We start from the raw sequence: 23,195 nt of genomic DNA, 5'->3' as shown, positions 1-23,195 counted from the left end.
TGCCCGCTCAGAAGAGAGCGGTGTCCGCGAAGCGCAGGACCAGCTGAGGTGCCCCGGAGAGGACGATTCCAAGGGTGCCGGTGAGGGTGATCGCCACGGTGAGGGGCGCCGGAAGACGGTGCTTGACGGGCTCACCTTCGGGGGCACGGAACAGCAGTGCCGTCCATTGGAGGTAGTAGAACAGGGCGATGACGACGTTCGCGGCCATGGCCACGGCCAGCCAGCCGAGCCCCGCGTCGACCGCTGCCGAGAACACGGTGACCTTGGCGAAGAGGCCGATGATGCCCGGGGGCAGTCCGGCCAGGCAGAGCAGGAAGAAGGCCAGTAGGAGAGCGGCGAGCGGGTTCGTCGCGTAGAGGCCGCGGTAGTCCGTGACGCGGTTCGCGGACCTGGTCCGACCGACCAGTGCGGCCACCGCGAAGGCCCCGAGGTTCATGGCTGCGTACATGAGGGCGTAGGCGACAGTGGAGCCGATGGAGCGCTCGGCGTCGTCGGAGTAGGCGGCCGCGGCGATCGGTACGAGGAGGTAGCCGGCCTGGCCGACCGACGACCAGGCGAGAAGTCGTACGGCGCTGTACGCGCGCGTGGCCTGCTGGCGCAGGGCGCCGACGTTGCCGACGGTCATGGTCAGGGCGGCCAGGCCCGCGAGTGCGGGACCCCAGACGTCGGCATACGACGGGAACGCGATCACCGTGACGAGGATCAGCCCGGAGAAGCCGACGGCCTTGCCGACGACCGAGAGGTAGGCGGCGATCGGCAGTGGCGCCCCTACGTAGGTGTCCGGGACCCAGAAGTGGAAGGGCACGGCCGCCGTCTTGAAGGCGAAGCCGACGAGAGTGAGGACGACGCCGGTCTGGGCGAGGGTGTGGAGCTGTCCGTCGACGTGCTGGATCCGGTGGGCGACCTGGGTGAGGTAGAGGGTGCCCGTGGAGGCGTACACGAAGCTGATGCCCATGAGGCTGACGGCGGTCGCGGTGACCGACGACAGGAAGAACTTCAGGGCCGCTTCGGAGGACTTCTTGTCACCCTGCCGGATGCCGACGAGGGCAAAGGCCGGCAGGGAGGCGACCTCCAGGGCGACGATCAACGTCGCGAGATCCCGGGAGGCGGGCAGGAGGGCGGCGCCGGCGGCGGAGGACAGCAGCAGGAACCAGTACTCCCCTTCGGGGAGTTGTTTGTCCGCGTCCTTGAGAGCTGTCACCGACAGGAGGGCGGCGAGGAGTGCGCCTCCGAGGACCAGGAACTGGATGACCAGGGTGAAGCGGTCCGCCGCGTAGCTGCAGACGTGGGCGTTGCCGGTCAGGCAGAACGTGGACCGGTCGTCGTTCACGAGGGGCAGCAGCAGGAGCGCGGAGGCGGCGAGGCCGGCGACCGACACCCAGCCGAGAAGTGCCTTCCTGGTGTCGCCGACGAACAGGTCGGCGACCAGGACGACGAGTCCGACGACCGCGGTCAGGGTGGGCGGCGCGATGGCGAGCCAGTCGACGGACTGGACGAGATTCGCGGCCAGCGGCTGGGCCAGGCTGGTCATCGGTTGCCTCCTGCGAGGAGCTGCTGCACGACCGGGTCGGTCAGGCCGAGGAGGGCCTTGGGCCACAGCCCGGCGACGACGGTGAGGGCGACGAGCGGGGTCCAGGCCGCGAACTCGTATGTCTGGACGTCGGCGAGCTGCGGCGCTTCCTGCGGTACGGCGCCCATGCAGACCCTTCGGACGACGACGAGCATGTACGCGGCCGTGAGGAGGGTGCCGAAGGCCGCGATCGCCATGAAGGTGAGGAACGCCGGGCGGCTGAGGCCGGCGGCCGGTTTGAACGCGCCGAAAAGGGCCAGCATCTCGCCCCAGAACCCGGCCAGGCCGGGCAGTCCGAGCGAGGCGACGGCGCCGAAGGCGAGCAGGCCGCCCAGACGCGGGGCCTTGCCGTAGAGCGCGGCTCCCGTCTTGTCTGCGAGGGCGTCGAGGTCGGTGGTGCCCGCCCGGTCCTTCAGAGCGCCGACCAGGAAGAAGAGCAGGCCGGTGATGAGGCCGTGGGCGATGTTGGCGAACAGGGCGCCGTTCACGCCGGTCGGGGTCATGGTCGCGATGCCGAGCAGGACGAAGCCCATGTGGCCGACGGAGGAGTAGGCGATGAGGCGCTTGAGGTCGCCCTTCGCGCCCCGCTTGGCCAGCGCCAGGCAGGCCAGGGATCCGTAGATGATCCCGACGACGGCGAAGGCGGCGAGGTAGGGCGCGAAGGTGCGGAAGCCGTCCGGCGCGATCGGAAGGAGGATCCGGACGAACCCGTAGGTACCCATCTTGAGCAGAACGCCTGCCAGCAGGACCGAGCCGACGGTCGGCGCAGCGGTGTGGGCGTCGGGCAGCCAGCTGTGCAACGGCCACATCGGCGTCTTGACCGCAAGCCCGACACCGATCGCCAAAACCGCGATGACCTGCACGGACGCGGTCAGCGAACGGCCGTTGTCAGTGGCGAGTGCCACCATGTCGAAAGTGCCGGCCTTGATCCCGATCAGGAGCAGGCCGAGCAGCATGACGACCGAACCGAGCAGTGTGTAGAGGATGAACCGCCAGGCGGCCTGGGTCCGGCCCTCGCCGCCCCAGCGGGCGATGAGGAAGTACATCGGGATGAGCACCGTCTCGAACGCGAGGAAGAACAGCAGCAGATCGAGAACGGAGAAGCTCGCGAGAGTGCCGGACTCGAGGACCAGCACCAGTGCGACGAAGGCCTTCGGGGTCGGACCCGAGGGCATCTTGAAGTACGAGTAGAGCGCGCAGAGGAAGGTCAGCAGCGCGGTCAGGACCAGAAGGGGGAGGGAAATGCCGTCGATGCCGAGGTGGATGCGCACGTCGAGTGCGGGGATCCAGCTGATGTCGGTCGTGGCCTGCATCTTCGACGGATGGTCGTGGTCGAAGCCGAGCGCGAGGACGATCGCGGCGATGAGCACCGCACCGGTCACGGCGACACCATGCCGCAGCACGGCCTGCTCGGGCGACTTCCCCTTCAGCCCGGGCGGTGCGGGCAGCAGAGCCGCCGCGGCGCCGAGGAGCGGGCCGACGACGACGAATGCCAGAAGAAACTGCATCACGGACTCGTTGATATCGATCACGCCTGCTCACGCTCCCGTGGCGACGAGGAGGGCGGCGACCGCCAGGACGACGGTGCCGGCGAGCAGCGCGCTCACATAGGTCTGCACATTGCCGGTCTGGGCGCGCCGTACGGCGGTCCCGAGCAGCCTGGGCAGGGCACCCGCACCGCGTACGTAGGTCTCGACGACCTCGCGGTCCAGGAACCGGACGAGACTTGCTCCGGCCAGGACCGGGCGGACGAAGAGGGCCGCGTAGACGGCGTCGAGGTGGAAGCCGACGGCCGCGTGCCGGTGCAGCGGGCCGAGCAGCAGCCGCCCGGGGTCCGACGGGTCGGGCGCGGAGACGACGTCGCCGTACGCGGGTGCGTGGCTGGCGATTGCCTCGGCCTCGACCAGTCCGGCGTCGCCCTCGGGGTGGGCCGCGACCGCACCCAGCGGGACGCGAGCCGCGAGGGCGGTGGTGTGTCGCCAGGCCCCGTACGTGACGATGCCGCCCACCAGCGCCACACCCGTGCCCAGTACGGCGGTGGTGAGGGTCGGGGTGAGGTCGCGGCCGTCGAACCAGTCGGGCAGCGAGCGGTAGGCGAGCCCGCCGAGCGCGAGGGACGGGACGGCGAGCACCCACAGCACCACGGTCATGGTGAGTGGCTGGCGGCCGTGGTCGGGGGCCTCGGTGCCCCGGCCCTGGAACGTCAGCAGCCAAAGGCGTGTGGCGTACGCGGCGGTGAGTGCCGCGGCGACGAGGCCGGCGACGAGGGCGATCCAGCCCGCTGCGGCCGGGGCGTGCTCGGTGTGGCCGGTGGCGACGTGCTCGGCGGCGCCGAGGACGGACTCCTTGGAGAAGAAGCCGCTGAAGGGCGGGATCGCGGCGAGGCTGAGGAGCGCCACGGTCATCGTCCAGTAGGCGTCGGGGACACGGTCGCGCAGGCCCCGCATCCGGGACATGGCGGCGAGCGAGTTGGTGCCGGCGGCGTGGATGATCACGCCGGCCGCGAGGAACAGCAGCGCCTTGAAGGCGCCGTGCGTAAGGAGGTGGAAGACGGCGGCACCGCGGTCACCGACCGCGAGGGCGCCGGTCATGTAACCGAGCTGGCCGATCGTCGAGTAGGCCAGGACGCGCTTGATGTCGTCCTGGGCGAGCGCGGCCAGACCCGAGCCGACCATCGTGACGGCTGCCATGACGGCGAGGACGATCATCGCGGCAGGGGAGGCCTCGAAGACCGGAAGGAGACGGGCGATGAAGTAGACACCGGCGGCGACCATCGTCGCGGCGTGGATCAGCGCGGAGACGGGTGTCGGGCCCGCCATGGCGTCGGGGAGCCAGGTGTGCAGCGGGAACTGGGCCGATTTGCCTGCCACGCCGGCCAGGAGCAGCAGCGCGATCAGTGTCGGGTGGTCGAGTCCGCCGCTCGCGACCGTGCCGAGGACCCTCGTGATGCGGAAGGAGCCGGCATCGGTACCGAGCGCGAACAGGCCGATGAGGAAGGGGACGTCACCGAGCTTGGTCACCAGGAAGGCCTTGATGGAGGCGGCGCGGGCCTCCGGGGTCTCCCAGTAGTGGCCGACCAGGAAGTACGAGCAGATGCCCATGATCTCCCAGCCGACCAGCAGCACGATCAGGTCGCCGGAGTAGACGACGAGCAGCATCGCGGAGGTGAAGAGGGAGACGAGGGCGGCGTACGACGGGTAGCGCGGGTCGTCGCGCAGGTAGCCCGTCGAGTAGATCTGCACGCAGGAGGCGACCAGGGCGACCAGCACGGCGACGAGGGCGGCGAAGCCGTCGATGTGCAGGGCGAGTTCGACCGGGACCGAACCGGTGGGCGTGAGTTCCGTGGCGGCGTCGATCGCCTGGTCGCCACCCTGGCGCAGGGCGACGAGCGCGGCCAGCACGAGGGAGGCGAGGGGCGGCAGGACGGCGAGCGGGCGGACGAACCCGGGGGCCGTGCGGCCCAGGAGCAGGCCGGCCGCGGCGCCCAGGAACGGCAGGAGGGGGACGAGGGCGGCGAGGGTGGTCGTGGTCACGCGGTGGCCTCAGCCTTCCCGGTCTGGTCCGTCGTCAGGGCGTCACCGTCGGGGCCGTCGCTCTCGTGGCCCTCGGCGCTGTCGCGGAGCTTGTCGATGTCCGAGGTGCCGCGGTTGCGGTAGACGGAGAGGACGATCGCGAGGCCGATACCGATCTCGGCGGCGGCGATGGCGATGGTGAACAGGGTCAGCGCCTGGCCGGAGTGCAGTGTGTCCCGGGCGGCCTTGCTGAGCCAGACATCGAAGGCGACGAGGTTGAGGTTGACGGCGTTGAGCATCAGCTCGACGGACATCAGGACCAGGATCGCGTTGCGGCGAGCCAGGACGCCGTACAGGCCGGTGCAGAAGAGAAGCGCGGAGAGTACGGCGGGATAGGCGAGGTGCATCAGCGGGCGCCTTCCTGCTCGGCCGGGTCCTGTCCCTCGACCGGGTGAATCCGGGGATCCGGGACGGAAGGGGAACTGCCGGTCGCGGCTCGGGAGTTCACAGGGGGAGAGCTCATCTCCGCCTTCGCCTTGCGGGACAGGACGATCGCACCGACCAGGGCGGCGAGGAGAAGGACGGAGAGGGCCTCGAAGGGAAGGACCCAGTTCTGGAAGAGGCTCGCTCCGGTGACGGCGGTGGAGCCGGCGGCCGGGCCGTCCAGGTCGATCCAGGTTGCGCGGAAGGCGTCGACGACGACCCAGACCAGGGCGGCGGCCGCGGCGACAGCCACGGTGAGGGCGGCCCAGCGGTTGCCTGAGTCGGCGTCCGGAGAGCGGCCGATGGGGGCCTTGGTGAGCATCAGACCGAACAGAAGGAGGACGACGACGGAACCCACGTAGATGAGGACCTGCACCCAAGCGATGAACTCGGCGGTGAGCAGGAGGTATTCGACGGCGAGGCCGCCGAGCGTGACCACCAGCCACAGTGCGGCGTGCACCAGTTGCCGCGTGGTGACGGTGACGAGGGCGGCGCCGAAGGTGGCCAGGCCGACGAGGAGAAAGGCAATCTCTACACCGGTCGGTGAGAGGAAGCCGTGGGTGCCCGCGGCGGCCGTGGTCGCGGTGGCGTGGGCTGCCGTCGCGTGAGCGGCCATCGCATGGGCGGCCGGGGCGTGGGCGGCCATGGCGTGCGCCGCCGTCGCAGCGACTGCGGTGACGGTCACGACGCGCCTCCCTCGGGTTCGGTCGGGCCGGCCGGTGGCTCGGTCGGCTGGTGCCGCTCGGGCGACGGCTCGACGGGCTCGGCCGCGGCGGCTGACGCGGCGGCCAGCTTCTCGGCGGTCTTGCGGGCGGCGGCGATCTCCTTCGGCTCCTCCGCGCCAGGGTCGAGGGCGGGGGGAGCCGGGACCGTCCACATCCACTCGCGGAGCTTGTCGCGCTCGTGGGTGAGTTCGTGGATGTCGGTCTCGGCGTACTCGAACTCCGGGGACCAGAACAGGGCGTCGAAAGGACAGACCTCGATGCAGATACCGCAGTACATGCACAGGGAGAAGTCGATGGCGAAGCGGTCGAGGACGTTGCGGCTGCGTTCACGGCCGCCGGGGGTCGCCGCCGGGACCGTCTCCTTGTGGGAGTCGATGTAGATGCACCAGTCCGGGCACTCGCGGGCGCACAGCATGCAGACCGTGCAGTTCTCCTCGAACAGGCCGATGACGCCGCGGGTGCGGGGCGGGAGGTCGGGCTGGACGTCCGGGTACTGCTCGGTGACCGTCTTCCGCGTCATCGTGCGAAGGGTGACGGCCAGGCCCTTGGCCAGGCCGGAGCCGGGGATGCGGGACCGGGTGGACGGCAGCGGCTCAGCCATCAGGAGATCACCACCTTGACGATGCCGGTGAGGGCGATCTGGGCGAGGGAGAGGGGGACAAGGAGGGTCCACGAGAGTTTCTGGAGCTGGTCCTCGCGCAGGCGGGGATAGGTGACGCGAAGCCAGATCACGAGGAAGGCGAGGACGGCCGTCTTCAGCAGGGTCCAGACCCAGCCGAGGCCGTCGGCACCCCAGGGACCGTGCCAGCCGCCCAGGAAGAGGACGGTCGTCAGACCGCACAGGACGACGATTCCGGCGTATTCGGCGAGGAGGAACAAAGCGAAGCGCAGGCCCGTGTACTCGGTGTACGCGCCGAAGATGATCTCCGAGTCGGCGACCGGCATGTCGAAGGGCGGGCGCTGGAGTTCGGCGAGGCCGGCGACGAAGAAGACGATCCCGCCGACGATCTGCCAGGGCAGCCACCACCAGTGGAACGCGTCCAGGATGCCGGGCAGGGAGACCGTGCCGGCGGCCATCGCGACGGAGGCGGCGGCGAGCAGCATCGGGAGTTCGTAGGCGAGGAGCTGGGCGGCGGTACGGAGGCCGCCAAGGAGGGAGAACTTGTTGGCGGAGGCCCAGCCGGCCATGAGCGAGCCGAGGACCCCCACGCCCATCACCGCGAGCACGAAGAAGATGCCCGCGTCGAGGACCTGACCGACCGCGCCCTCGCCCGGGCCGATGGGAATGGCCAGAAGGACCAGAAGGTACGGGAGGAGGGCTACGGCAGGGGCGAGTTGGAAGACACGCCGGTCCGCGCCCGCCGGGACGATGTCTTCCTTCTGCGCGAACTTCACGCCGTCGGCGACGAGTTGGGCCCAGCCGTGGAAACCGCCGGCATACATCGGGCCGAGGCGGCCCTGCATGTGAGCCATGACCTTGTGCTCGGTCTGGCCGACGATCAGAGGGAAGGTGAGGAAGACGACGAACACGATCAGGAGTCGCAGGACGACGTCCAGAGCGTCGGTCACTGCGGGCCTCCTGCGGGGTCTTCGGGATTCGCGACCGGGGGTTCGGTGTCCTGCTCGGCGGAGGTCTCCTCGGAGACGGACGGCTCCGAAGTGGGTTCAGCGGGCTCGGATTTTCCTTCGGACGCATCCGAACCGCGAACGGCGGCCCCGGCGCCGGGGGGTCTCGGAGTGGGCTCGGCTTCGCCCGCCGGTTCCGCGACGGGCTCCGTCTCCTGGCCTGCCTCTGGCCCCGGGCCCGGCTGCGGCACCTGTTCCTGCTCCGGCTTTGGGCCCGCCTCAGGCTCAGGGCCGGACTTCGTTGCAGGGCCTGGCTCCGGCTCCGGGCCCGGCTGCGGCACCTGCGCCTGCGCCTGCGCCTGCAGCTCCTTCACCGACTCCTGTTCCTGCCCCGGCTCCCGCACCGACTCCTGTTCCTGCCCCGGCTCCTGCTCGTCGAAGGCCGGGCGGGCGTGATGCCACGGGGCGTCAGAACTGCGGGCGGTGTGAGCGGGTGGGGTTGTTGCCCCCTCTGTCGGGATGGGTCGTGCGGTCTGCGAGGCCGAGCCTTCGCTCGCGCTGCGTGCGCGTCGCGGCGCGTTCGCGCGGGCACTCGCACCCGCGCCCGCACCGGCTGTTCCCGGCTGCCGGTCGGCCGGTGCCTCTGCGGCAGAGGGCTCGCCACCCGATGCGGACGGGGCAGCCGGGGCTCCCCCAACCGGAGACGACGCCGCCTGACTCGTCGATCCTCCCGCGGCGGAACGGGCACGCCGCGGCCGAGCCTCGGCATCGCCGGGCCCCGAAGCATCACCGGACCCCGAACCCGCCGCCCGACCAGACGCGCCCTCCACCTGACTCGTCGAACCCTCAGCAGCCGAACGCGCGCGCCGCGGCCCAGTCGGAGCATCGGCAGACCCTGGCGTCACCGCCTGACTCGCCGAACCCTCCCCCACCAAACGCCCACTCCCGGCCCCGGCATCGTCCGAACCGGAACCGGAACCCGCCATCTGGCTGCCGGACCCCGCCGTCTGGCTGGCCGAGCCCTCTGCGGTTGTGCGGGTGCGGCGGGGCGGGCGGTCGGCCGGTGTGCGGGTGGGGCGGTCGGCTGCTGGTCGGCCCGCGGCCCTGGTGGGGCGGGCCGGGGCCGGGGGGAGCTGGCCCTTCAGGGGACCCCATTCGTTCGGGTCGGGGACGCCGGGGGGAAGCATCTGGCGGCGCTTGGGGCCGCCGTGCTCGGACTCGCCCGGTTCCTTGGCGCCGGGCCAGGCCTTGGCCACGCGGGCGGCCAGGACGAAGTCCTTGCGGAGGGGGTGGCCTTCGAAGGTTTCCGGGAGGAGGAGATGATCCAGGGCCGGGTGGCCCTCGAAGACGACGCCGAACATTTCGTGGGTCTCGCGTTCGTGCCAGGCCGCGCCCGCGTAGACGCCGACGGCGGAGGCCAGCGCCGGCGCCTCGTGCGGGACCGTCGTGCGCAGCAGCAGGCGGCGTACGGGAGACAGGGACACCACGTGGGCGGCGACGCGGAACCCCGTACCCGGTTCGTCCACCGCGCTCAGCCAGTCGAAGTACGTGCAGGACAGCCGGTCGCGCGCCACCTCCAGCGCGGCGAGCCAGGTCGCCGGCGGGACGTCGACCGTGAGGACCTCGTACGCCTCCTCGGCGGTGGCCTCCGTGCCGAACAACTCGTCGACGGAGGCGGGGAGCCAGCCGACCGTGCTCATCGGTCCTCCCGCCCCGAGGCCTCGGCGGCCGGCGGCTTCACCAGGCCGGTCTGCAGAGCCGCGGCCGACGGGCGTGAGGTGCCGTACCGCTCGCCCAGCGACTCCCGCGCGATCTTCTCCTGGAGCTTCAGGATCCCCTGGAGCAGGGCCTCGGGGCGCGGCGGGCAGCCGGGGACGTAGACGTCGACCGGGATGATCTGGTCGACGCCCTTGGTGACGGAGTAGGAGTCCCAGTAGGGGCCTCCGCAGTTGCTGCACGCGCCGAAGGAGATGACGTACTTCGGTTCCGGCATCTGCTCGTACAGGCGCTTCACCGCCGGCGCCATCTTGTCCGTCACCGTGCCGGAGACGACCATCAGGTCGGCCTGTCGCGGGCCCGGTGCGAAGGGGATGACGCCGAGGCGGATGAAGTCGTGGCGGGCCATCGACGCGGCGATGAACTCGATCGCGCAGCAGGCGAGGCCGAAGTTGAAGACCCACAGCGAATACCGGCGGCCCCAGTTCAGGACCACCTTCATCGGCTCGGGGGCGAGGCGTGCGAGAGCGCCGAGACGCTTGGGCTCCGGCAGCAGAACGGGCTCGGCCGGCCCACCCGGTGCGGTCGGCTGCCCGTTGGTGTCTGGCGTCGTCACATCCATGCCAGAACGCCCTTCTTGTATGCGTACAGCAGGCCCACGGCCAGGAAGCCCAGGAAGATGAACATCTCGACGAGGGTCGCCGCGCCGTAGCCGGGGGCGGCGAAGACCGTGGCCCAGGGGAACAGGAAGATCGAGTCGACGGCGAAGACGACGTACAGGAACGCGTAGACGTAGTAGCGGACCTGGGTGTGGGCCCAGCCCTCGCCGACGGGGTCGACTCCGCACTCGTAGGTCAGGAGCTTCTCCGGGGTGGGGACCACAGGCCGCAGCAGGCGGCCGGCCCCGAAGGCGACAGCGACGAAGAGCACGCCGACGACGGCGAGCAGTCCGACGACGGAGTACGACTGGAAGTAGTCCGCCGCGACAACGGTCGGTTCCCGCACGTCCGTACCCTCGCTCCCTGACTCTGCGGCCCTGCGGCATCACCGTGGGCCGTCTGCCGCGGGTCGCCATCCGCCCCGGTGACCTGCGGCCCTGATGAACGCTGCTGTTCGACGATCTGTACGCACGGGAGTCTAGGCCCTGATAAAGAGACGGTAAGCAGCCCGTCACGCCTTGAGATCACCTTGAGATGCCGGGGTGGGGTTTTCCCCAGGGGACGGCGGCGGCCGACCTCATGGCGCGGGCGCCCGGCGCGCGGCACGCTGACCCATATGACCGAACGACTCTCGCGCCCGATGCGGGCCCCGGAAAGCGACGGCGACCGTCTGCCGCCCGTCCGTTTCGCCTACGACCGGCACACCTGGAAGGAGATCGCGCATCTCCTGGCGAATCTTCCGGTCGCGCTGCTGGGCTTCACCTACGTCGTCACGGTGCTGTTCACGGGCTTCTGGCTGACCGTGACGGTGATCGGGTTCCCGTTGCTGGCGGCCGGGCTGACCGGTGCGCGGCTGCTGGGCCGGATGGAGCGGGCGCGGGCCAGGAAGCTGCTCGGGGTGCGGGTGGACGAGCCGAGCCCGCTGCCCGGACGCGGCACCGGTTTCCTGCCGTGGCTGTGGATGAGGGTGAAGGACCCGGTGGGCTGGCGCACGGTGCTGTACGACTTCATCCGGCTGCCCTGGGGCATCCTCACCTTCGTCATCACGCTGACCTCGCTGTTCGTGCTGTGGCCGGTACTGCCGTTCATCGCGCGGGGGCTGACCAACGCCGACCGGGCGATGGTGCGCGGCCTGCTGTCGCCCTCCGACGAACTGGAGCGGCGTATCGCGGAGCTGGAGTCGGACCGCGGGGTCGTGGTCGACACGGCCAACGCCGACCTGCGTCGCATCGAGCGCGACCTGCACGACGGGGCGCAGGCCCGCCTGGTCAATCTCGCGATGGGGCTCGGCCTGGCCAAGGAGAAGCTCCTGGAGGACCCCGACACGGCGGCGGAGATGGTCGCGGAGGCGCACGGCGAGGTGAAACTCGCGCTGCAGGAGCTGCGGGATCTGGCGCGCGGCATCCATCCCGCCGTACTCACCGACCGGGGTCTCGACGCGGCACTCTCCGCGGTCGCCTCGCGCTGCACCGTCCCCGTGAAGGTGACGGTCGACCTCGCCGCACGGCCCGCCGCGGCCATCGAGGGCATCGCCTACTTCACCGTCTCCGAGCTGCTGCAGAACATCAGCAAACACAGTGCGGCGAAGACCGCGTCCGTCGAGGTGTGGCGGTCGTCGGACCGGCTGCTCATCCAGGTGGAGGACGACGGCCGCGGCGGCGCGCGCCTCGACGGCGGCAGCGGGATGAAGGGGCTCGCCGACCGGTTGAACGCCGTCGACGGGCTGTTCGTCATCGACTCCCCGCAGGGCGGGCCGACCGTCGTCACCGCGGAACTGCCGTGGCGCGACCGTGCCCCGGGCGAGGGGTAGGGAAAACCCCCCTTCCAAGACGCCGACGGACTCCATGGTTCGCGGACCTGCGGCGAAGGAGTGTGGAGGTACGACAGAACAGCCGCACGGCTAGAAGGACGAGTAGAAACGGACGACGCCGATGGCCACGGAGTACGGACAGGGCTACGCGCACGGTTACGACGACGGGCACGGTTACGACGACGGGTTCGGCGACGGGCTCGGGCTCAGCGACCGGCGGCGCCGACTGCCCGTCGGGCTGCGGGCGCCCTTCGAGGGGCGCAGTTGGCGCGAGTTCGGATATGTGCTGCTGGGCCTGCCGATCGGCGTCCTGATGTTCACGTACGCCGTCACGATGCTGTCGCTCGGGGCGGGTCTGCTGGTGACGTTCCTCGGCGTTCCGGTGCTGGCGGCCGGGCTGGCGGGCTGCCGGGGCCTCGGGGCGATGGAGCGGGCTCGGGCGCGCGGGCTGCTGGGCCTCGACGTGGCCGACCCCGAGCCACTGCGGATGAAGAAGCCCGGCGTGATGGCCTGGATGGGGGCGGTGCTGAAGAGCGGCACGTCGTGGCGGACGCTGCTGTACGCGCTGCTGCAGTTCCCCTGGTCGGTGTTCTCGTTCGTGGTCGCCGTGAACTTCTGGGCGTACGGGTGGGCGCTGCTCACGTATCCGCTGTGGTTCTGGCTCTTCCCGATGTACGGCGGCCAGGACGGCCTTCAGCTGTACGGCGACGGCAGCCACAGCATCTACCTGGACAACCCCTTCGAGATCACCGTCACCGCGCTGGTGGGGCTGCTGTTCACGCTGGCCACGCCGTGGATCGTACGGGCGCTGACGATGGTGGACCGGCTGATGGTGCACGGGCTGCTCGGGCCGTCGCGGCTGGCGACGCGGGTGGTGGAGCTGGAGTCGGACCGGGGGGTCGTGGTGGACACGGCCGCTGCGGACCTGCGGCGGATCGAGCGGGACCTGCATGACGGGGCACAGGCCCGTCTGGTGGCGTTGGCCATGGATCTGGGGCTGGCGAAGGAGAAGCTCACGGAGGATCCGGCGGCGGCCGCGCGGATGGTCGGCGAGGCGCACGGCGAGGTGAAGACGGCCTTGCAGGAGCTGCGGGATCTGGCTCGCGGAATTCATCCGGCGGTGCTGACGGACCGGGGCCTGGACGCGGCGCTGTCGGCCGTTGCCTCACGATGCACCGTGCCGGTGCAGGTGGAGGTGGATCTGGCCGAGCGGCCGACGCCGGCCATCGAGGGCATCGCCTACTTCACCGTCTCCGAGCTGCTGCAGAACATCAGCAAGCATGCGCGGGCCACGTGGGCCTCGGTGGATGTGTGGCGGGTGGAGAACCGGCTGATGGTGCAGGTCGTGGACAACGGGGTGGGCGGCGCGGACGCCACCGTCGGGTCCGGGCTCGGGGGGCTCACGGAGCGGTTGGACGCGGTGGACGGGATCCTGGTGGTGGATTCGCCGGTCGGCGGTCCCACCCGGGTCACCGCGGAGTTGCCCTGGCGTGGGGAGCGGGCGTTGGGCTGACCGCAGGCTGATCACAACCGCTTGCACGCCGCTTGCACGCCGCTTGCACCTCCGCCGGATGGCGCCCGGCGCCCTCCGGCGGTTCCGCCTGCACGTCCTCGTCTCCCCACCCACCCGACTCACCCCCCAGCCAAAGATCAACAATCCGTCACCCCGCACGAGCAACCCGTGACCCGAGAGGCCCCGAGGGGCGGGAACCCGCCGCGCGTGCACGTATTCGCGTTGATTCCTGTTGGTCAGGGGCGACCCGGTCCGAATGCTGGAATGCTGGACTACCGGCAGTTGGAGTCGGGCTGGGGGGCCGGAGATCGTGGAGGACAGGGTGCGCGTGGTCATCGCCGAGGATTCAGTACTGCTCAGGGAGGGACTGACCCGGCTGTTGACCGACCGAGGGCACGACGTGGTCGCCGGAGTCGGCGACGGGGAAGCGTTGATCAAGACCATCACCGAGCTGGACGCGCAGGGCGAGCTGCCCGACGTCGTGGTCGCCGACGTGCGGATGCCGCCGACGCACACTGACGAAGGGGTGCGGGCCGCGGTGCAGCTGCGCAAGGCGCATCCGGGGCTCGGCGTGCTCGTGCTGTCGCAGTACGTGGAGGAGCGCTACGCCACCGAACTGCTGGCCGGTTCGAGCCATGGCGTCGGCTACCTGCTCAAGGACCGGGTCGCCGAGGTGCGCGAGTTCGTGGACGCGGTGGTGCGGGTGGCCCAGGGGGGTACCGCGCTGGACCCCGAGGTGGTCGCGCAGCTACTCGGGCGCAGCCGTAAGCAGGACGTGCTGGCCGGGCTGACGCCCCGGGAGCGGGAGGTGCTGGGGCTCATGGCCGAGGGGCGGACCAATTCGGCCGTCGCGCGACAGCTCGTGGTCAGCGACGGTGCCGTCGAGAAGCACGTCAGCAACATTTTCCTGAAGCTCGGGCTGTCCCAGAGTGACGGGGATCACCGGCGTGTTCTTGCGGTCCTCACCTATCTGAACTCGTGACGGGCTGACACTGAGTCAACAGCAGCCCGTTCAACGAGTCAGCAGCAACCCGTTCGGCGCGTCAGCAGCCGCCATTCAGCCGTCAATCCAGCGTCCGTCCAGCCCCAGGACCGAAGAATTGCGGGGAGCGTCTTCAAGGGAAGCGCCGGGGGGCGAGAAATCATGACAAGTCAGGGCGTCACATCGTCTCAAAACTGTGTCCATGATGCGAATGGCCACAGGAAGGCGACCCTAACCGACGTAGGGTTGATCCTGGGAGGGCCTGCGGGAGGGCCGGTCCCAGACAGCCGCCTCGAGGGAGGTCCAGTTCAGTGACCAGCCAGGTCAGCAGGACAGCGGAGCAGGCAGACGGAACCGTCGTCGGAGAGCAGCGGGGGCCGGGCGGAACGAAGGACGTTCGCAGGCTGGACCGGGTGATCATCCGGTTCGCGGGAGACTCCGGTGACGGTATGCAGCTCACCGGCGACCGCTTCACCTCCGAGACCGCGTCCTTCGGCAATGATCTCTCCACCCTTCCCAACTTCCCCGCGGAGATCCGGGCACCTGCCGGAACCCTGCCGGGCGTCTCCTCCTTCCAGCTGCACTTCGCCGACCACGACATCCTCACCCCGGGCGACGCGCCGAACGTGCTGGTCGCCATGAACCCCGCCGCCCTGAAGGCGAACCTCGCCGATGTGCCGCGCGGCGCGGAGATCATCGTCAACACGGACGAGTTCACCAAGCGGGCGATGCAGAAGGTCGGATACGCGGCCTCCCCCCTGGAGGACGGCTCGCTCGACGGCTACAGCGTGCATCCGGTGCCGCTGACGACCCTCACGGTCGAGGCGCTCAAGGAGTTCGCCCTCAGCCGCAAGGAGGCCGAGCGCAGCAAGAACATGTTCGCGCTGGGGCTGTTGTCGTGGATGTACCACCGGCCCACCGAGGGGACCGAGAAGTTCCTGCGGGCCAAGTTCGCGAAGAAGCCCGAGATCGCCGAGGCGAACCTCGCCGCCTTCCGGGCCGGCTGGAACTTCGGCGAGACGACCGAGGACTTCGCGGTCTCCTACGAGGTCGCGCCGGCCGCCACCGCGTTCCCGCCGGGGACCTACCGCAACATCTCCGGGAACCTCGCGTTGTCCTACGGGCTGATCGCCGCGTCTCGCCAGGCGGACCTGCCGTTGTTCCTGGGCTCGTACCCGATCACCCCGGCCTCGGACATCCTGCACGAGCTGTCGAAGCACAAGAACTTCGGCGTACGGACCTTCCAGGCCGAGGACGAGATCGCCGGCATCGGCGCGGCACTGGGCGCGGCCTTCGGCGGCTCGCTCGGGGTGACGACGACCTCCGGCCCGGGGGTGGCGCTCAAGAGCGAGACCATCGGCCTCGCCGTCTCCCTGGAGCTGCCGCTCCTCGTCATCGACATCCAGCGGGGCGGCCCGTCGACCGGCCTGCCCACCAAGACCGAGCAGGCGGACCTCCTGCAGGCCATGTTCGGCCGCAACGGCGAGGCGCCCGTCCCGGTGATCGCGCCCAGGACGCCGGCCGACTGCTTCGAGGCGGCCGTGGAGGCGGCGCGGATCGCGCTGACGTACCGCACCCCGGTGATGCTGCTCTCCGACGGCTACCTGGCCAACGGCTCCGAGCCCTGGCGCATCCCCGAACTCGACGAACTCCCGGACCTGACCGTGCAGTTCGCGCAGGGACCGAACCACACCCTGGACGACGGCACCGAGGTCTTCTGGCCGTACAAGCGCGACCCCCAGACGCTCGCCCGCCCCTGGGCCGTCCCCGGCACGCCCGGCCTGGAGCACCGCATCGGCGGCATCGAGAAGGAAGACGGCACGGGCAACATCTCCTACGCCCCCGCCAACCACGACTTCATGGTGCGCACCCGGCAGGCCAAGATCGACGGCATCGACGTACCGGATCTCGAGGTCGACGATCCGCACGAGGCGGGCACGCTGGTGCTCGGCTGGGGTTCGACGTACGGACCGATCACCGCGGCGGTACGGCGGCTGCGCGCGGCCGGCGAGTCCATCGCACAGGCCCATCTGCGTCACCTCAACCCGTTCCCGCGGAATCTCGGCACGGTGGTGAAGCGTTACGACAAGGTGGTGATCCCCGAGATGAACCTCGGTCAGCTCGCCACGCTGGTCCGGGCGAAGTACCTGGTGGACGCCCACTCGTACAACCAGGTGAACGGCATGCCGTTCAAGGCTGAGCAGCTCGCCACGGCTCTCAAGGAGGCCATCGATGGCTGAGACGTCCACGGAAGGCACGGGCACGATCGAGGCGCTCTCGCTCGTCCCCAAGGCCGAGGCCCGCCAGTCCATGAAGGACTTCAAGTCCGATCAGGAAGTGCGCTGGTGCCCCGGCTGCGGTGACTACGCGATCCTGGCGGCCGTCCAGGGCTTCATGCCGGAGCTGGGTCTCGCCAAGGAGAACATCGTCTTCGTCTCCGGCATCGGCTGCTCGTCCCGCTTCCCGTACTACATGAACACGTACGGCATGCACTCCATTCACGGACGGGCCCCCGCCATCGCCACCGGACTCGCCGCCAGCCGGCGGGACCTGAGCGTGTGGGTGGTCACCGGTGACGGCGACGCGCTGTCCATCGGCGGCAACCACCTCATCCACGCCCTGCGCCGCAACGTCAACCTCAAGATCCTGCTGTTCAACAACCGGATCTACGGCCTCACCAAGGGCCAGTACTCCCCCACCTCGGAAGTCGGCAAGATCACCAAGTCGACGCCGATGGGCTCACTGGACGCGCCCTTCAACCCGGTGTCCCTGGCCCTCGGCGCGGAGGCGTCCTTCGTGGCCCGGACGATCGACTCGGACCGCAAGCACCTCACGTCGGTCCTGCGGGAGGCAGCCGCCCACACCGGCACCGCGCTGATCGAGATCTACCAGAACTGCAACATCTTCAACGACGGCGCGTTCGACGCCCTCAAGGACAAGCAGCAGGCCGAGGAGGCGGTGATCCGGCTGGAGCACGGGAAGCCGATCCGCTTCGGGGCGGACGGCGCGCGCGGGGTCGTACGGGACGCGGTGACCGGTGATCTGAAGGTGGTCGACGTGACCGCGGACAACGAGTCCCGGATCGTGGTCCACGACGCCCACTCCCCATCGCCGACCACGGCCTTCGCGCTGTCCCGGCTGGCCGACCCGGACACCCTGCACCACACCCCGATCGGTGTGCTCCGGTCCGTGGACCGGCCGGTCTACGACACGCAGATGGCCGACCAGCTCGACACCGCGATCGAGCAGAACGGCAAGGGCGACCTGGCGGCGCTGCTGACAGGCGGGGACGCCTGGACGGTCGTCGGCTGACGGCCTGACACGGGATCCCGCACGGGACTCTGACACGGGACACCCTGCACGGAAGCCCGGCACGGAAAGGGCCCGTATGCACGCTGCGCATCCGGGCCCTTCCGTCTCACGCGTCGGGAATGTCTCTCTTGGCGCGGAGGAGGGTGTCGCGGGTGATGACGACGATGCGCTCGTAGTCGGCGCGGGCGGCATCCGCCGGAAGCAGTGCGTCCAGTTCTTCGGTCCGGTCGGTTCCGATCACCGCGAAGGCACCGTCACTCAACTCGAAGAGATCCGGGCATGTCTCGCCCGTCATGGATCCGCGCTGACGGGGCGTGTCCCCGAGGCGGCGGGTGATGTGGACGGACCGGAACTCATTGCTTGGCACTGAGGTGACCTCTTCCTTACCAGGCCCCAACTCTGGGCCCCTCAGCCCCAAACGAACAGACGCTACCTCAAACACTGTCAGGTCCGTACGGTCACCCGGACGGGTCGGTGTCCGGCCTCGGCCCCACGACCCACCACTCTTCCGGGCCCTCCCCGAGCTCCTCCATGATCACGTCGACCGCCCGGCCCACCCTCGCCTCAAGGCTCTGGTGCGGAACACTCCGACGGTGCTCGACCGTCGCCTCCCAGTACTCCTTGAACACCTCGTTCCGGGCGAGGACCCGCAAGTGGCCGATCAGTTCGTCCCAGTCGTAGGCGCCGATGCGATGGCCGAGCACGATCGCGCCGTATTCACGGTTGGCGAACAACACCTGCCGTCGCTTGCTGTGCGACACGCCGTCCAACGTGCTCATGGCCGACGCCAACGCGGGATCCGCCATGGCGTGATCGACCTGCGCGGCGGTGATGCGATGCAACTGGATCAGGTTGGCATGGCGGATCTCGTCGGTGAGGCGGGTGAGTTCGCTCAGGAGGTCCAGGGCCAGTTCCTCCTGGCGGCGACGCCAGGCCTGACGGGGAAAGGGGACGCGGGTCCGACCGGCCCGGGGCCGTCCTGCAGAACCGATCCTTCGCGCGTCCGGATTCTGTGTGGCCAATGCGAACCCCCGAATAGGCGTCCGCGCACCGGTCGATGACCTCGTGGGCGGCACGAGGACCAGCGCGCGGTTGGGCACAGCGCCCGCCCCCAGGATGCCGGGCGGATCAAGACGGCGCGGGAGGCGGAGAGGGGGCGCATGGGTGGACGAACCGCTCATGTCAACCGACACCCTGTCTAGTGTGTGCCCGGCGAGCGCCTGCGCCATTCCTTCGCCGGCGGGCGTCGATGCCGGCCACGGGAGGGCGTCGACGCTGCCGCTGGAGGGCGTCGATACCGCTCAGTCCCGCGCTTTCGCCGCGTCGTACACCGCGCGCGCCTTCTGCACCTCCCCCATCCGCCGCTCGGTCCATGTCGCCAGGACCCGCACCTGCTGCGCCGCCTCCCGGCCCAGGTCGGTGAGGGAGTAGTCGACCCTCGGGGGGATCACCGGCTTGGCGTCGCGGTGCACCAGGCCGTCGCGCTCCAGGGTCTGCAGGGTCTGCGTGAGCATCTTCTCGCTGACCCGGCCGATGGCCCGGCGCAGTTCGCTGAAGCGGTAGGGGCGGTCGAGGAGTTCGATCAGGACCAGGACGCCCCAGCGGCTGGTGAGGTGCTCCAGGACGAGGCGATGGGGGCACATCGCCTCGCCGGTGCCGTACTTCGCGGCACCGGCGGTCCCGCCACCCACTGTACTTACTGTCATGCCAGTACCTTACTTCAAAGTGGGTACTTTCGAAGAGTTAGCGCACCTCCTAGGGTAAGTGCCATACGCACCCCACAAGGAGTCACCCATCATGAGCATCGTCGTCACCGGCGCCACCGGACACCTCGGCCACCACGTCGTTGAGCAGCTGCTGGAGAAGGTTCCGGCCGACCAGATCACCGCCGTCGTACGCGACGAGGCGAAGGCCGCCGACTTCGCCGCCCGCGGCGTGAAGATCGCGGTCGCCGACTACAACACCCCCGAGACCTTCGGCAGCCTCTTCTCGGCCGGCGACAAGGTGCTGCTCATCTCCGGCAACGAGTTCGACAAGGGGCGCGTCGGCCAGCACACGGTGGTCATCGAGGCCGCGAAGGCCGCCGGTGTCGCCCTGCTCGCCTACACCAGCGCCCCCGGCACCCTGACCGCAGCGCTCGCCGACGACCACCGCGCCACCGAGGAGGTCCTCCTCGCCTCCGGCGCGCCCTACGCGCTGCTGCGCAACGGCTGGTACCACGAGAACTACACCGAGAACCTGGCCCCCGCGCTCGAGCACGGCGCCGTCGTCCAGGCGGCCGGCGAGGGCCGGGTCTCCTCCGCCTCGCGCGCCGACTACGCGGCCGCCGCCGTCGCCGTTCTGACCGGCGAGGGGCACGAGAACAAGACGTACGAGCTGGGCGGCGACGAGGCGTGGAGCTTCGCCGAGTACGCGGCCGAGCTCAGCAGCCAGACCGGCAAGGAGATCGCGTACAGCCCCGTCTCCGTCGAGGCCTTCACCGGGATCCTGGCCGGTGCCGGGCTGCCCGGTCCGCTCGCCGCGATCCTCGCGGGCGTGGACGCCTCCATAGAGAAGGGCGAACTGGTCGTCTCCTCCGGCGACCTGTCCCGGCTGGCCGGCCGTCCGACCACGCCGCTCGCCGACGCGATCGCGGTGGCGGTCAAGGGCTGAGGCTCCCCCCGGGCACACCCTCGCCTGTCATGACCGTATGGCGATACGGGCATGACAGGCGGGGGCGCTCGGCGTTACCTTCTGCCTGACACGCATGCGCGGCGAGGCGAGGAGGGGCCCGTGACAGGGAAGGCGAGGGGCGAGCGGCACATAGGGCTGCTGAACGGCTTCGCGGCATACGGGATGTGGGGCCTCGTGCCCCTCTTCTGGCCCCTGCTGAAGCCCGCCGGAGCGATCGAGATCCTCGCCCACCGGATGGTCTGGTCCCTCGTCTTCGTGGGCGTCGCGCTCGTGGTGACACGGCGTTGGGCCTGGGCCGGCGAGTTGCTTCGGCAGCCGCGCAGGCTGGGGCTCGTCGCGGTCGCCGCGGCGGTCATCACCGTCAACTGGGGCGTGTACATCTGGTCCGTCAACAGCGGACACGTGGTCGAGGCCTCGCTCGGGTACTTCATCAATCCGCTGGTCACCATCGCGATGGGCGTGCTGCTCCTGAAGGAACGACTGCGGCCCGCGCAATGGGTGGCGGTCGGGACCGGGTTCGCGGCGGTGGTCGTGCTCGCGGTGGGATACGGGCAGCCGCCGTGGATCTCGCTCACGCTCGCCTTCTCGTTCGCCACGTACGGGCTGGTGAAGAAGAAGGTCGGTCTCGGCGGGATCGAGTCGCTGGCCGCGGAGACCGCGATCCAGTTCCTGCCCGCGGTCGGCTACCTGCTGTGGCTGGCCTCGCGAGGTGAGTCGACCTTCACGACCGGCGGGGTCGGACACGGGGCACTGCTCGCGGCGACCGGGGTGGTGACCGCGTTGCCGCTGGTCTGCTTCGGGGCGGCGGCGATCCGGGTGCCGTTGTCGACGCTGGGGTTGCTGCAGTATCTGGCGCCGGTGTTCCAGTTCGTGCTCGGGATTCTGTACTTCCATGAGGCGATGCCGGTGGAGCGGTGGGCCGGGTTCGCGCTGGTGTGGGTGGCGCTGTGCCTGCTGACGTGGGACGCGTGGCGCGCTGCGCGGAGGGTGCGGGCCGAGGTCAGGACGCCGCGGGTGGACACGGCGGCGGCCGCGGTGGAGGCCTGACCGACGCGGGTGGCGCTGATGATCGTGCCCGCCAGCTATAAGTGGTCCATGACACAGACTCCCGTGCACTGGAAGCTCGTCATCGACTCCGCCGATCCGCATGCGCAGGCCGAGTTCTGGAGCGCCGCGCTCCGGTACGAGGTCGAGGACAACAGCGCGCTCATCGAGCGGCTGCTGAAGCTCGGTGCCCTGCCCGCCGCGGCCACCCTCGACTTCCACGGCCGCCCGGCCTTCCGGGACCTGATCGCCGTACGGCATCCGGACGACCCGTACGACCAGGACAGCGGAACCGGTCTCGGGCGGCGGCTGCTGTTCCAGCGGGTGCCGGAGGCGAAGACCGTGAAGAACCGGCTCCATCTCGATCTGCATCCCGGCGAGGGTCGCCGGGACGGGGAGGTCGAACGGCTGGAGGGGCTCGGGGCGAGTGTGGTGCGCCGGGTCAAGGAGGCGGGCGGGGAGTGGGTGGTGATGGCAGATCCGGAAGGGAACGAGTACTGCGTGCAGTAGGTGAGCGCGGGCGTGCCCGACGGGGCGGCCGCACCGCCGGATGCTCCGTTATGCGAACTCGCTGTCCTGATAACGCTCTTGACTCCTAGTTGGTCAAAGCTTCACCATCCGGGGACCCTGTTCGATCGAAGGACTTCGGAGCCCCCCACATGAAGCTCTCCGTTTCCGGGCGTGCGACGGCGGCCGTCACCGTTTCGGCTGTCATGCTCCTGACCGGTGGATCCATAGCCGGCGCGGCACCCGCTGCGGCACCGGCGGCCGCCGCCGCGCCCGACATCTCCGTGGCCAACGTCAAGGCCCACCTCGCCCAACTGCAGACCATCGCCACCGCCAACGGCGGCAACCGTGCGCACGGCCGGGCCGGCTACAAGGCCTCGCTCGACTATGTGAAGGCCAAACTGGACGCGGCCGGATTCACCACCACCGTCCAGCAGTTCACGTCCTCGGGCCGTACCGGCTACAACCTGATCGCCGACTGGCCGGGCGGCGACACGAACCAGGTCGTCATGGCCGGGTCCCATCTGGACAGCGTCACCGCCGGGCCCGGCATCAACGACAACGGCTCCGGCTCAGCCGGCATCCTGGAGACCGCGCTCGCGGTGTCGCAGGCCGGCTACAAGCCGGCCAAGCACCTGCGGTTCGCCTGGTGGGGCGCCGAGGAGCTGGGGATGGTCGGCTCCCGCTACTACGTCAACGGCCTCTCCACCGTGAACCGTTCGAAGATCAGCGACTATCTGAACTTCGACATGATCGGCTCGCCCAACCCCGGCTACTTCGTCTACGACGACGACCCGGCGATCGAGAAGACGTTCAAGGACTACTTCACCGGCCTCGGCATCGCCACCGAGCCCGAGACCGAGGGCGACGGCCGCTCCGACCACGCGCCGTTCAAGGACGCGGGCGTTGCGGTGGGTGGGCTGTTCAGCGGCGCCGACTACATCAAGACGGCGGCCCAGGCGGCCCGGTGGGGCGGCACGTCGGGGCGGGCCTTCGACCGCTGCTACCACGCGTCCTGCGACACCGCGTCCAACATCGACACCACCGCGCTGGACCACAACAGCGACGCCATCGCGCACGCACTGTGGGAGCTGTCCTCCTAGCGTCCGAGCAGCCGTTCAAC

22 protein-coding genes are annotated in these 23,195 nt (G+C 70.1%); 9 read left to right on the top strand and 13 right to left on the bottom strand.

Annotation, left to right across the window (positions count from 1 at the left end):
- Positions 1-7: 7 nt before the first annotated feature.
- The 10 genes from ACYUED_RS26740 to ACYUED_RS26695 form a co-directional block, all read right to left on the bottom strand.
- Complete coding sequence (locus tag ACYUED_RS26740; RefSeq protein WP_491285756.1) at positions 8-1,531, bottom strand: NADH-quinone oxidoreductase subunit N; 1,524 nt, start codon at positions 1,529-1,531, stop codon at positions 8-10.
- Entirely contained in the window at positions 1,528-3,102 is a 1,575-nt protein-coding gene (locus ACYUED_RS26735) for an NADH-quinone oxidoreductase subunit M (RefSeq protein ID WP_491285755.1), read from the bottom strand. Before ACYUED_RS26735 ends, ACYUED_RS26740 begins: the two co-directional genes overlap by 4 nt.
- Before the next feature lie 6 nt (positions 3,103-3,108).
- Positions 3,109-5,103, bottom strand: a complete 1,995-nt coding sequence (locus ACYUED_RS26730) for an NADH-quinone oxidoreductase subunit 5 family protein (RefSeq protein WP_491285753.1) — start codon at positions 5,101-5,103, stop codon at positions 3,109-3,111.
- A complete protein-coding gene (gene nuoK / locus ACYUED_RS26725) occupies positions 5,100-5,489 on the bottom strand; it encodes an NADH-quinone oxidoreductase subunit NuoK (protein ID WP_491285751.1) in 390 nt (129 codons plus the stop codon). Before nuoK ends, ACYUED_RS26730 begins: the two co-directional genes overlap by 4 nt.
- Entirely contained in the window at positions 5,489-6,181 is a 693-nt protein-coding gene (locus ACYUED_RS26720; protein WP_491294446.1) for an NADH-quinone oxidoreductase subunit J family protein, read from the bottom strand. The genes nuoK and ACYUED_RS26720 overlap by 1 nt, the downstream gene beginning before the upstream one ends.
- Positions 6,182-6,246: 65 nt before the next feature.
- Positions 6,247-6,891, bottom strand: a complete 645-nt coding sequence (locus ACYUED_RS26715; RefSeq protein ID WP_491285750.1) for a NuoI/complex I 23 kDa subunit family protein — start codon at positions 6,889-6,891, stop codon at positions 6,247-6,249.
- On the bottom strand, positions 6,891-7,859 hold the full coding sequence (locus tag ACYUED_RS26710) for a complex I subunit 1/NuoH family protein (RefSeq protein ID WP_491285748.1): 969 nt from the start codon (positions 7,857-7,859) through the stop codon (positions 6,891-6,893). Before ACYUED_RS26710 ends, ACYUED_RS26715 begins: the two co-directional genes overlap by 1 nt.
- Positions 7,856-9,556 carry an NADH-quinone oxidoreductase subunit C gene (locus ACYUED_RS26705; protein WP_491285746.1) on the bottom strand — a complete coding sequence of 567 codons (1,701 nt, stop codon included), beginning with the start codon at positions 9,554-9,556 and terminating at the stop codon, positions 7,856-7,858. The genes ACYUED_RS26710 and ACYUED_RS26705 overlap by 4 nt, the downstream gene beginning before the upstream one ends.
- Complete coding sequence (locus ACYUED_RS26700) at positions 9,553-10,194, bottom strand: NADH-quinone oxidoreductase subunit B (RefSeq protein WP_491285744.1); 642 nt, start codon at positions 10,192-10,194, stop codon at positions 9,553-9,555. The genes ACYUED_RS26705 and ACYUED_RS26700 overlap by 4 nt, the downstream gene beginning before the upstream one ends.
- Positions 10,185-10,577 (bottom strand): NADH-quinone oxidoreductase subunit A, encoded by a 393-nt coding sequence (locus ACYUED_RS26695; RefSeq protein ID WP_491285742.1) that lies wholly within the window; start codon positions 10,575-10,577, stop codon positions 10,185-10,187. Before ACYUED_RS26695 ends, ACYUED_RS26700 begins: the two co-directional genes overlap by 10 nt.
- A gap of 270 nt (positions 10,578-10,847) precedes the next feature.
- Here ACYUED_RS26695 and ACYUED_RS26690 point away from each other — a divergent pair, with 270 nt between their 5' ends.
- From ACYUED_RS26690 to ACYUED_RS26670, 5 genes are all read left to right on the top strand, one after another.
- A complete protein-coding gene (locus tag ACYUED_RS26690) occupies positions 10,848-12,041 on the top strand; it encodes a sensor histidine kinase (RefSeq protein WP_491285740.1) in 1,194 nt (397 codons plus the stop codon).
- 121 nt (positions 12,042-12,162) lie between these two features.
- Entirely contained in the window at positions 12,163-13,554 is a 1,392-nt protein-coding gene (locus ACYUED_RS26685) for a sensor histidine kinase (protein ID WP_491285738.1), read from the top strand.
- A gap of 322 nt (positions 13,555-13,876) precedes the next feature.
- Positions 13,877-14,536, top strand: coding sequence for a response regulator transcription factor (locus tag ACYUED_RS26680; protein ID WP_323182986.1), 660 nt, complete (start codon positions 13,877-13,879; stop codon positions 14,534-14,536).
- A 311-nt stretch (positions 14,537-14,847) separates the two neighbouring features.
- Positions 14,848-16,776, top strand: coding sequence for a 2-oxoacid:acceptor oxidoreductase subunit alpha (locus ACYUED_RS26675; protein ID WP_491285736.1), 1,929 nt, complete (start codon positions 14,848-14,850; stop codon positions 16,774-16,776).
- A complete protein-coding gene (locus ACYUED_RS26670) occupies positions 16,769-17,848 on the top strand; it encodes a 2-oxoacid:ferredoxin oxidoreductase subunit beta (protein ID WP_491285734.1) in 1,080 nt (359 codons plus the stop codon). The genes ACYUED_RS26675 and ACYUED_RS26670 overlap by 8 nt, the downstream gene beginning before the upstream one ends.
- A gap of 106 nt (positions 17,849-17,954) precedes the next feature.
- Here ACYUED_RS26670 and ACYUED_RS26665 read toward each other — a convergent pair whose 3' ends face one another.
- From ACYUED_RS26665 to ACYUED_RS26655, 3 genes are all read right to left on the bottom strand, one after another.
- Positions 17,955-18,143, bottom strand: a complete 189-nt coding sequence (locus ACYUED_RS26665; protein ID WP_491294445.1) for a hypothetical protein — start codon at positions 18,141-18,143, stop codon at positions 17,955-17,957.
- A 163-nt stretch (positions 18,144-18,306) separates the two neighbouring features.
- Positions 18,307-18,870, bottom strand: a complete 564-nt coding sequence (locus tag ACYUED_RS26660; protein ID WP_491285732.1) for a DUF6082 family protein — start codon at positions 18,868-18,870, stop codon at positions 18,307-18,309.
- Between the two features lie 279 nt (positions 18,871-19,149).
- The gene (locus tag ACYUED_RS26655; protein ID WP_491285730.1) at positions 19,150-19,554 is read right to left on the bottom strand and encodes a winged helix-turn-helix transcriptional regulator; all 405 of its coding nucleotides are present in this window, start codon (positions 19,552-19,554) and stop codon (positions 19,150-19,152) included.
- A 91-nt stretch (positions 19,555-19,645) separates the two neighbouring features.
- Here ACYUED_RS26655 and ACYUED_RS26650 point away from each other — a divergent pair, with 91 nt between their 5' ends.
- The 4 genes from ACYUED_RS26650 to ACYUED_RS26635 all read left to right on the top strand — a co-directional run bounded on the left by ACYUED_RS26650 (position 19,646) and on the right by ACYUED_RS26635 (position 23,175).
- Positions 19,646-20,500, top strand: coding sequence for an SDR family oxidoreductase (locus ACYUED_RS26650; protein ID WP_491285728.1), 855 nt, complete (start codon positions 19,646-19,648; stop codon positions 20,498-20,500).
- A 120-nt stretch (positions 20,501-20,620) separates the two neighbouring features.
- A complete protein-coding gene (gene rarD, locus ACYUED_RS26645) occupies positions 20,621-21,568 on the top strand; it encodes an EamA family transporter RarD (RefSeq protein WP_491285726.1) in 948 nt (315 codons plus the stop codon).
- A gap of 48 nt (positions 21,569-21,616) precedes the next feature.
- Positions 21,617-22,075: a VOC family protein gene (locus tag ACYUED_RS26640; protein WP_491285724.1), complete on the top strand. Its 459-nt coding sequence runs from the start codon at positions 21,617-21,619 to the stop codon at positions 22,073-22,075.
- A 149-nt stretch (positions 22,076-22,224) separates the two neighbouring features.
- Positions 22,225-23,175, top strand: a complete 951-nt coding sequence (locus tag ACYUED_RS26635) for a M28 family metallopeptidase (RefSeq protein ID WP_491285722.1) — start codon at positions 22,225-22,227, stop codon at positions 23,173-23,175.
- The last annotated feature ends 20 nt before the right edge of the window (positions 23,176-23,195 follow it).

The sequence above is a fragment of the Streptomyces sp. DF42 genome, from assembly GCF_058267695.1.
The sequence above is the reverse complement of the archived record's forward strand: the minus strand, read 5'-3'. Positions and strand labels throughout refer to the sequence as shown.

Excerpts from the sequence above, each read along its gene's own strand:
- ACYUED_RS26740 (WP_491285756.1), bottom strand. The coding sequence starts at position 1,531 with ATGACCAGCCTGGCCCAGCCGCTGGCCGCGAATCTCGTCCAGTCCGTC.
- nuoK (WP_491285751.1), bottom strand. The coding sequence starts at position 5,489 with ATGCACCTCGCCTATCCCGCCGTACTCTCCGCGCTTCTCTTCTGCACC.
- ACYUED_RS26720 (WP_491294446.1), bottom strand. The coding sequence starts at position 6,181 with ATGGCCGCTCACGCGACGGCAGCCCACGCCACCGCGACCACGGCCGCC.
- ACYUED_RS26715 (WP_491285750.1), bottom strand. The coding sequence starts at position 6,891 with ATGGCTGAGCCGCTGCCGTCCACCCGGTCCCGCATCCCCGGCTCCGGC.
- ACYUED_RS26705 (WP_491285746.1), bottom strand. The coding sequence starts at position 9,556 with ATGAGCACGGTCGGCTGGCTCCCCGCCTCCGTCGACGAGTTGTTCGGC.
- ACYUED_RS26700 (WP_491285744.1), bottom strand. The coding sequence starts at position 10,194 with ATGGATGTGACGACGCCAGACACCAACGGGCAGCCGACCGCACCGGGT.
- ACYUED_RS26690 (WP_491285740.1), top strand. The coding sequence starts at position 10,848 with ATGACCGAACGACTCTCGCGCCCGATGCGGGCCCCGGAAAGCGACGGC.
- ACYUED_RS26685 (WP_491285738.1), top strand. The coding sequence starts at position 12,163 with ATGGCCACGGAGTACGGACAGGGCTACGCGCACGGTTACGACGACGGG.
- ACYUED_RS26670 (WP_491285734.1), top strand. The coding sequence starts at position 16,769 with ATGGCTGAGACGTCCACGGAAGGCACGGGCACGATCGAGGCGCTCTCG.
- ACYUED_RS26665 (WP_491294445.1), bottom strand. The coding sequence starts at position 18,143 with ATGACGGGCGAGACATGCCCGGATCTCTTCGAGTTGAGTGACGGTGCC.
- ACYUED_RS26655 (WP_491285730.1), bottom strand. The coding sequence starts at position 19,554 with ATGACAGTAAGTACAGTGGGTGGCGGGACCGCCGGTGCCGCGAAGTAC.
- ACYUED_RS26650 (WP_491285728.1), top strand. The coding sequence starts at position 19,646 with ATGAGCATCGTCGTCACCGGCGCCACCGGACACCTCGGCCACCACGTC.
- ACYUED_RS26640 (WP_491285724.1), top strand. The coding sequence starts at position 21,617 with ATGACACAGACTCCCGTGCACTGGAAGCTCGTCATCGACTCCGCCGAT.
- ACYUED_RS26635 (WP_491285722.1), top strand. The coding sequence starts at position 22,225 with ATGAAGCTCTCCGTTTCCGGGCGTGCGACGGCGGCCGTCACCGTTTCG.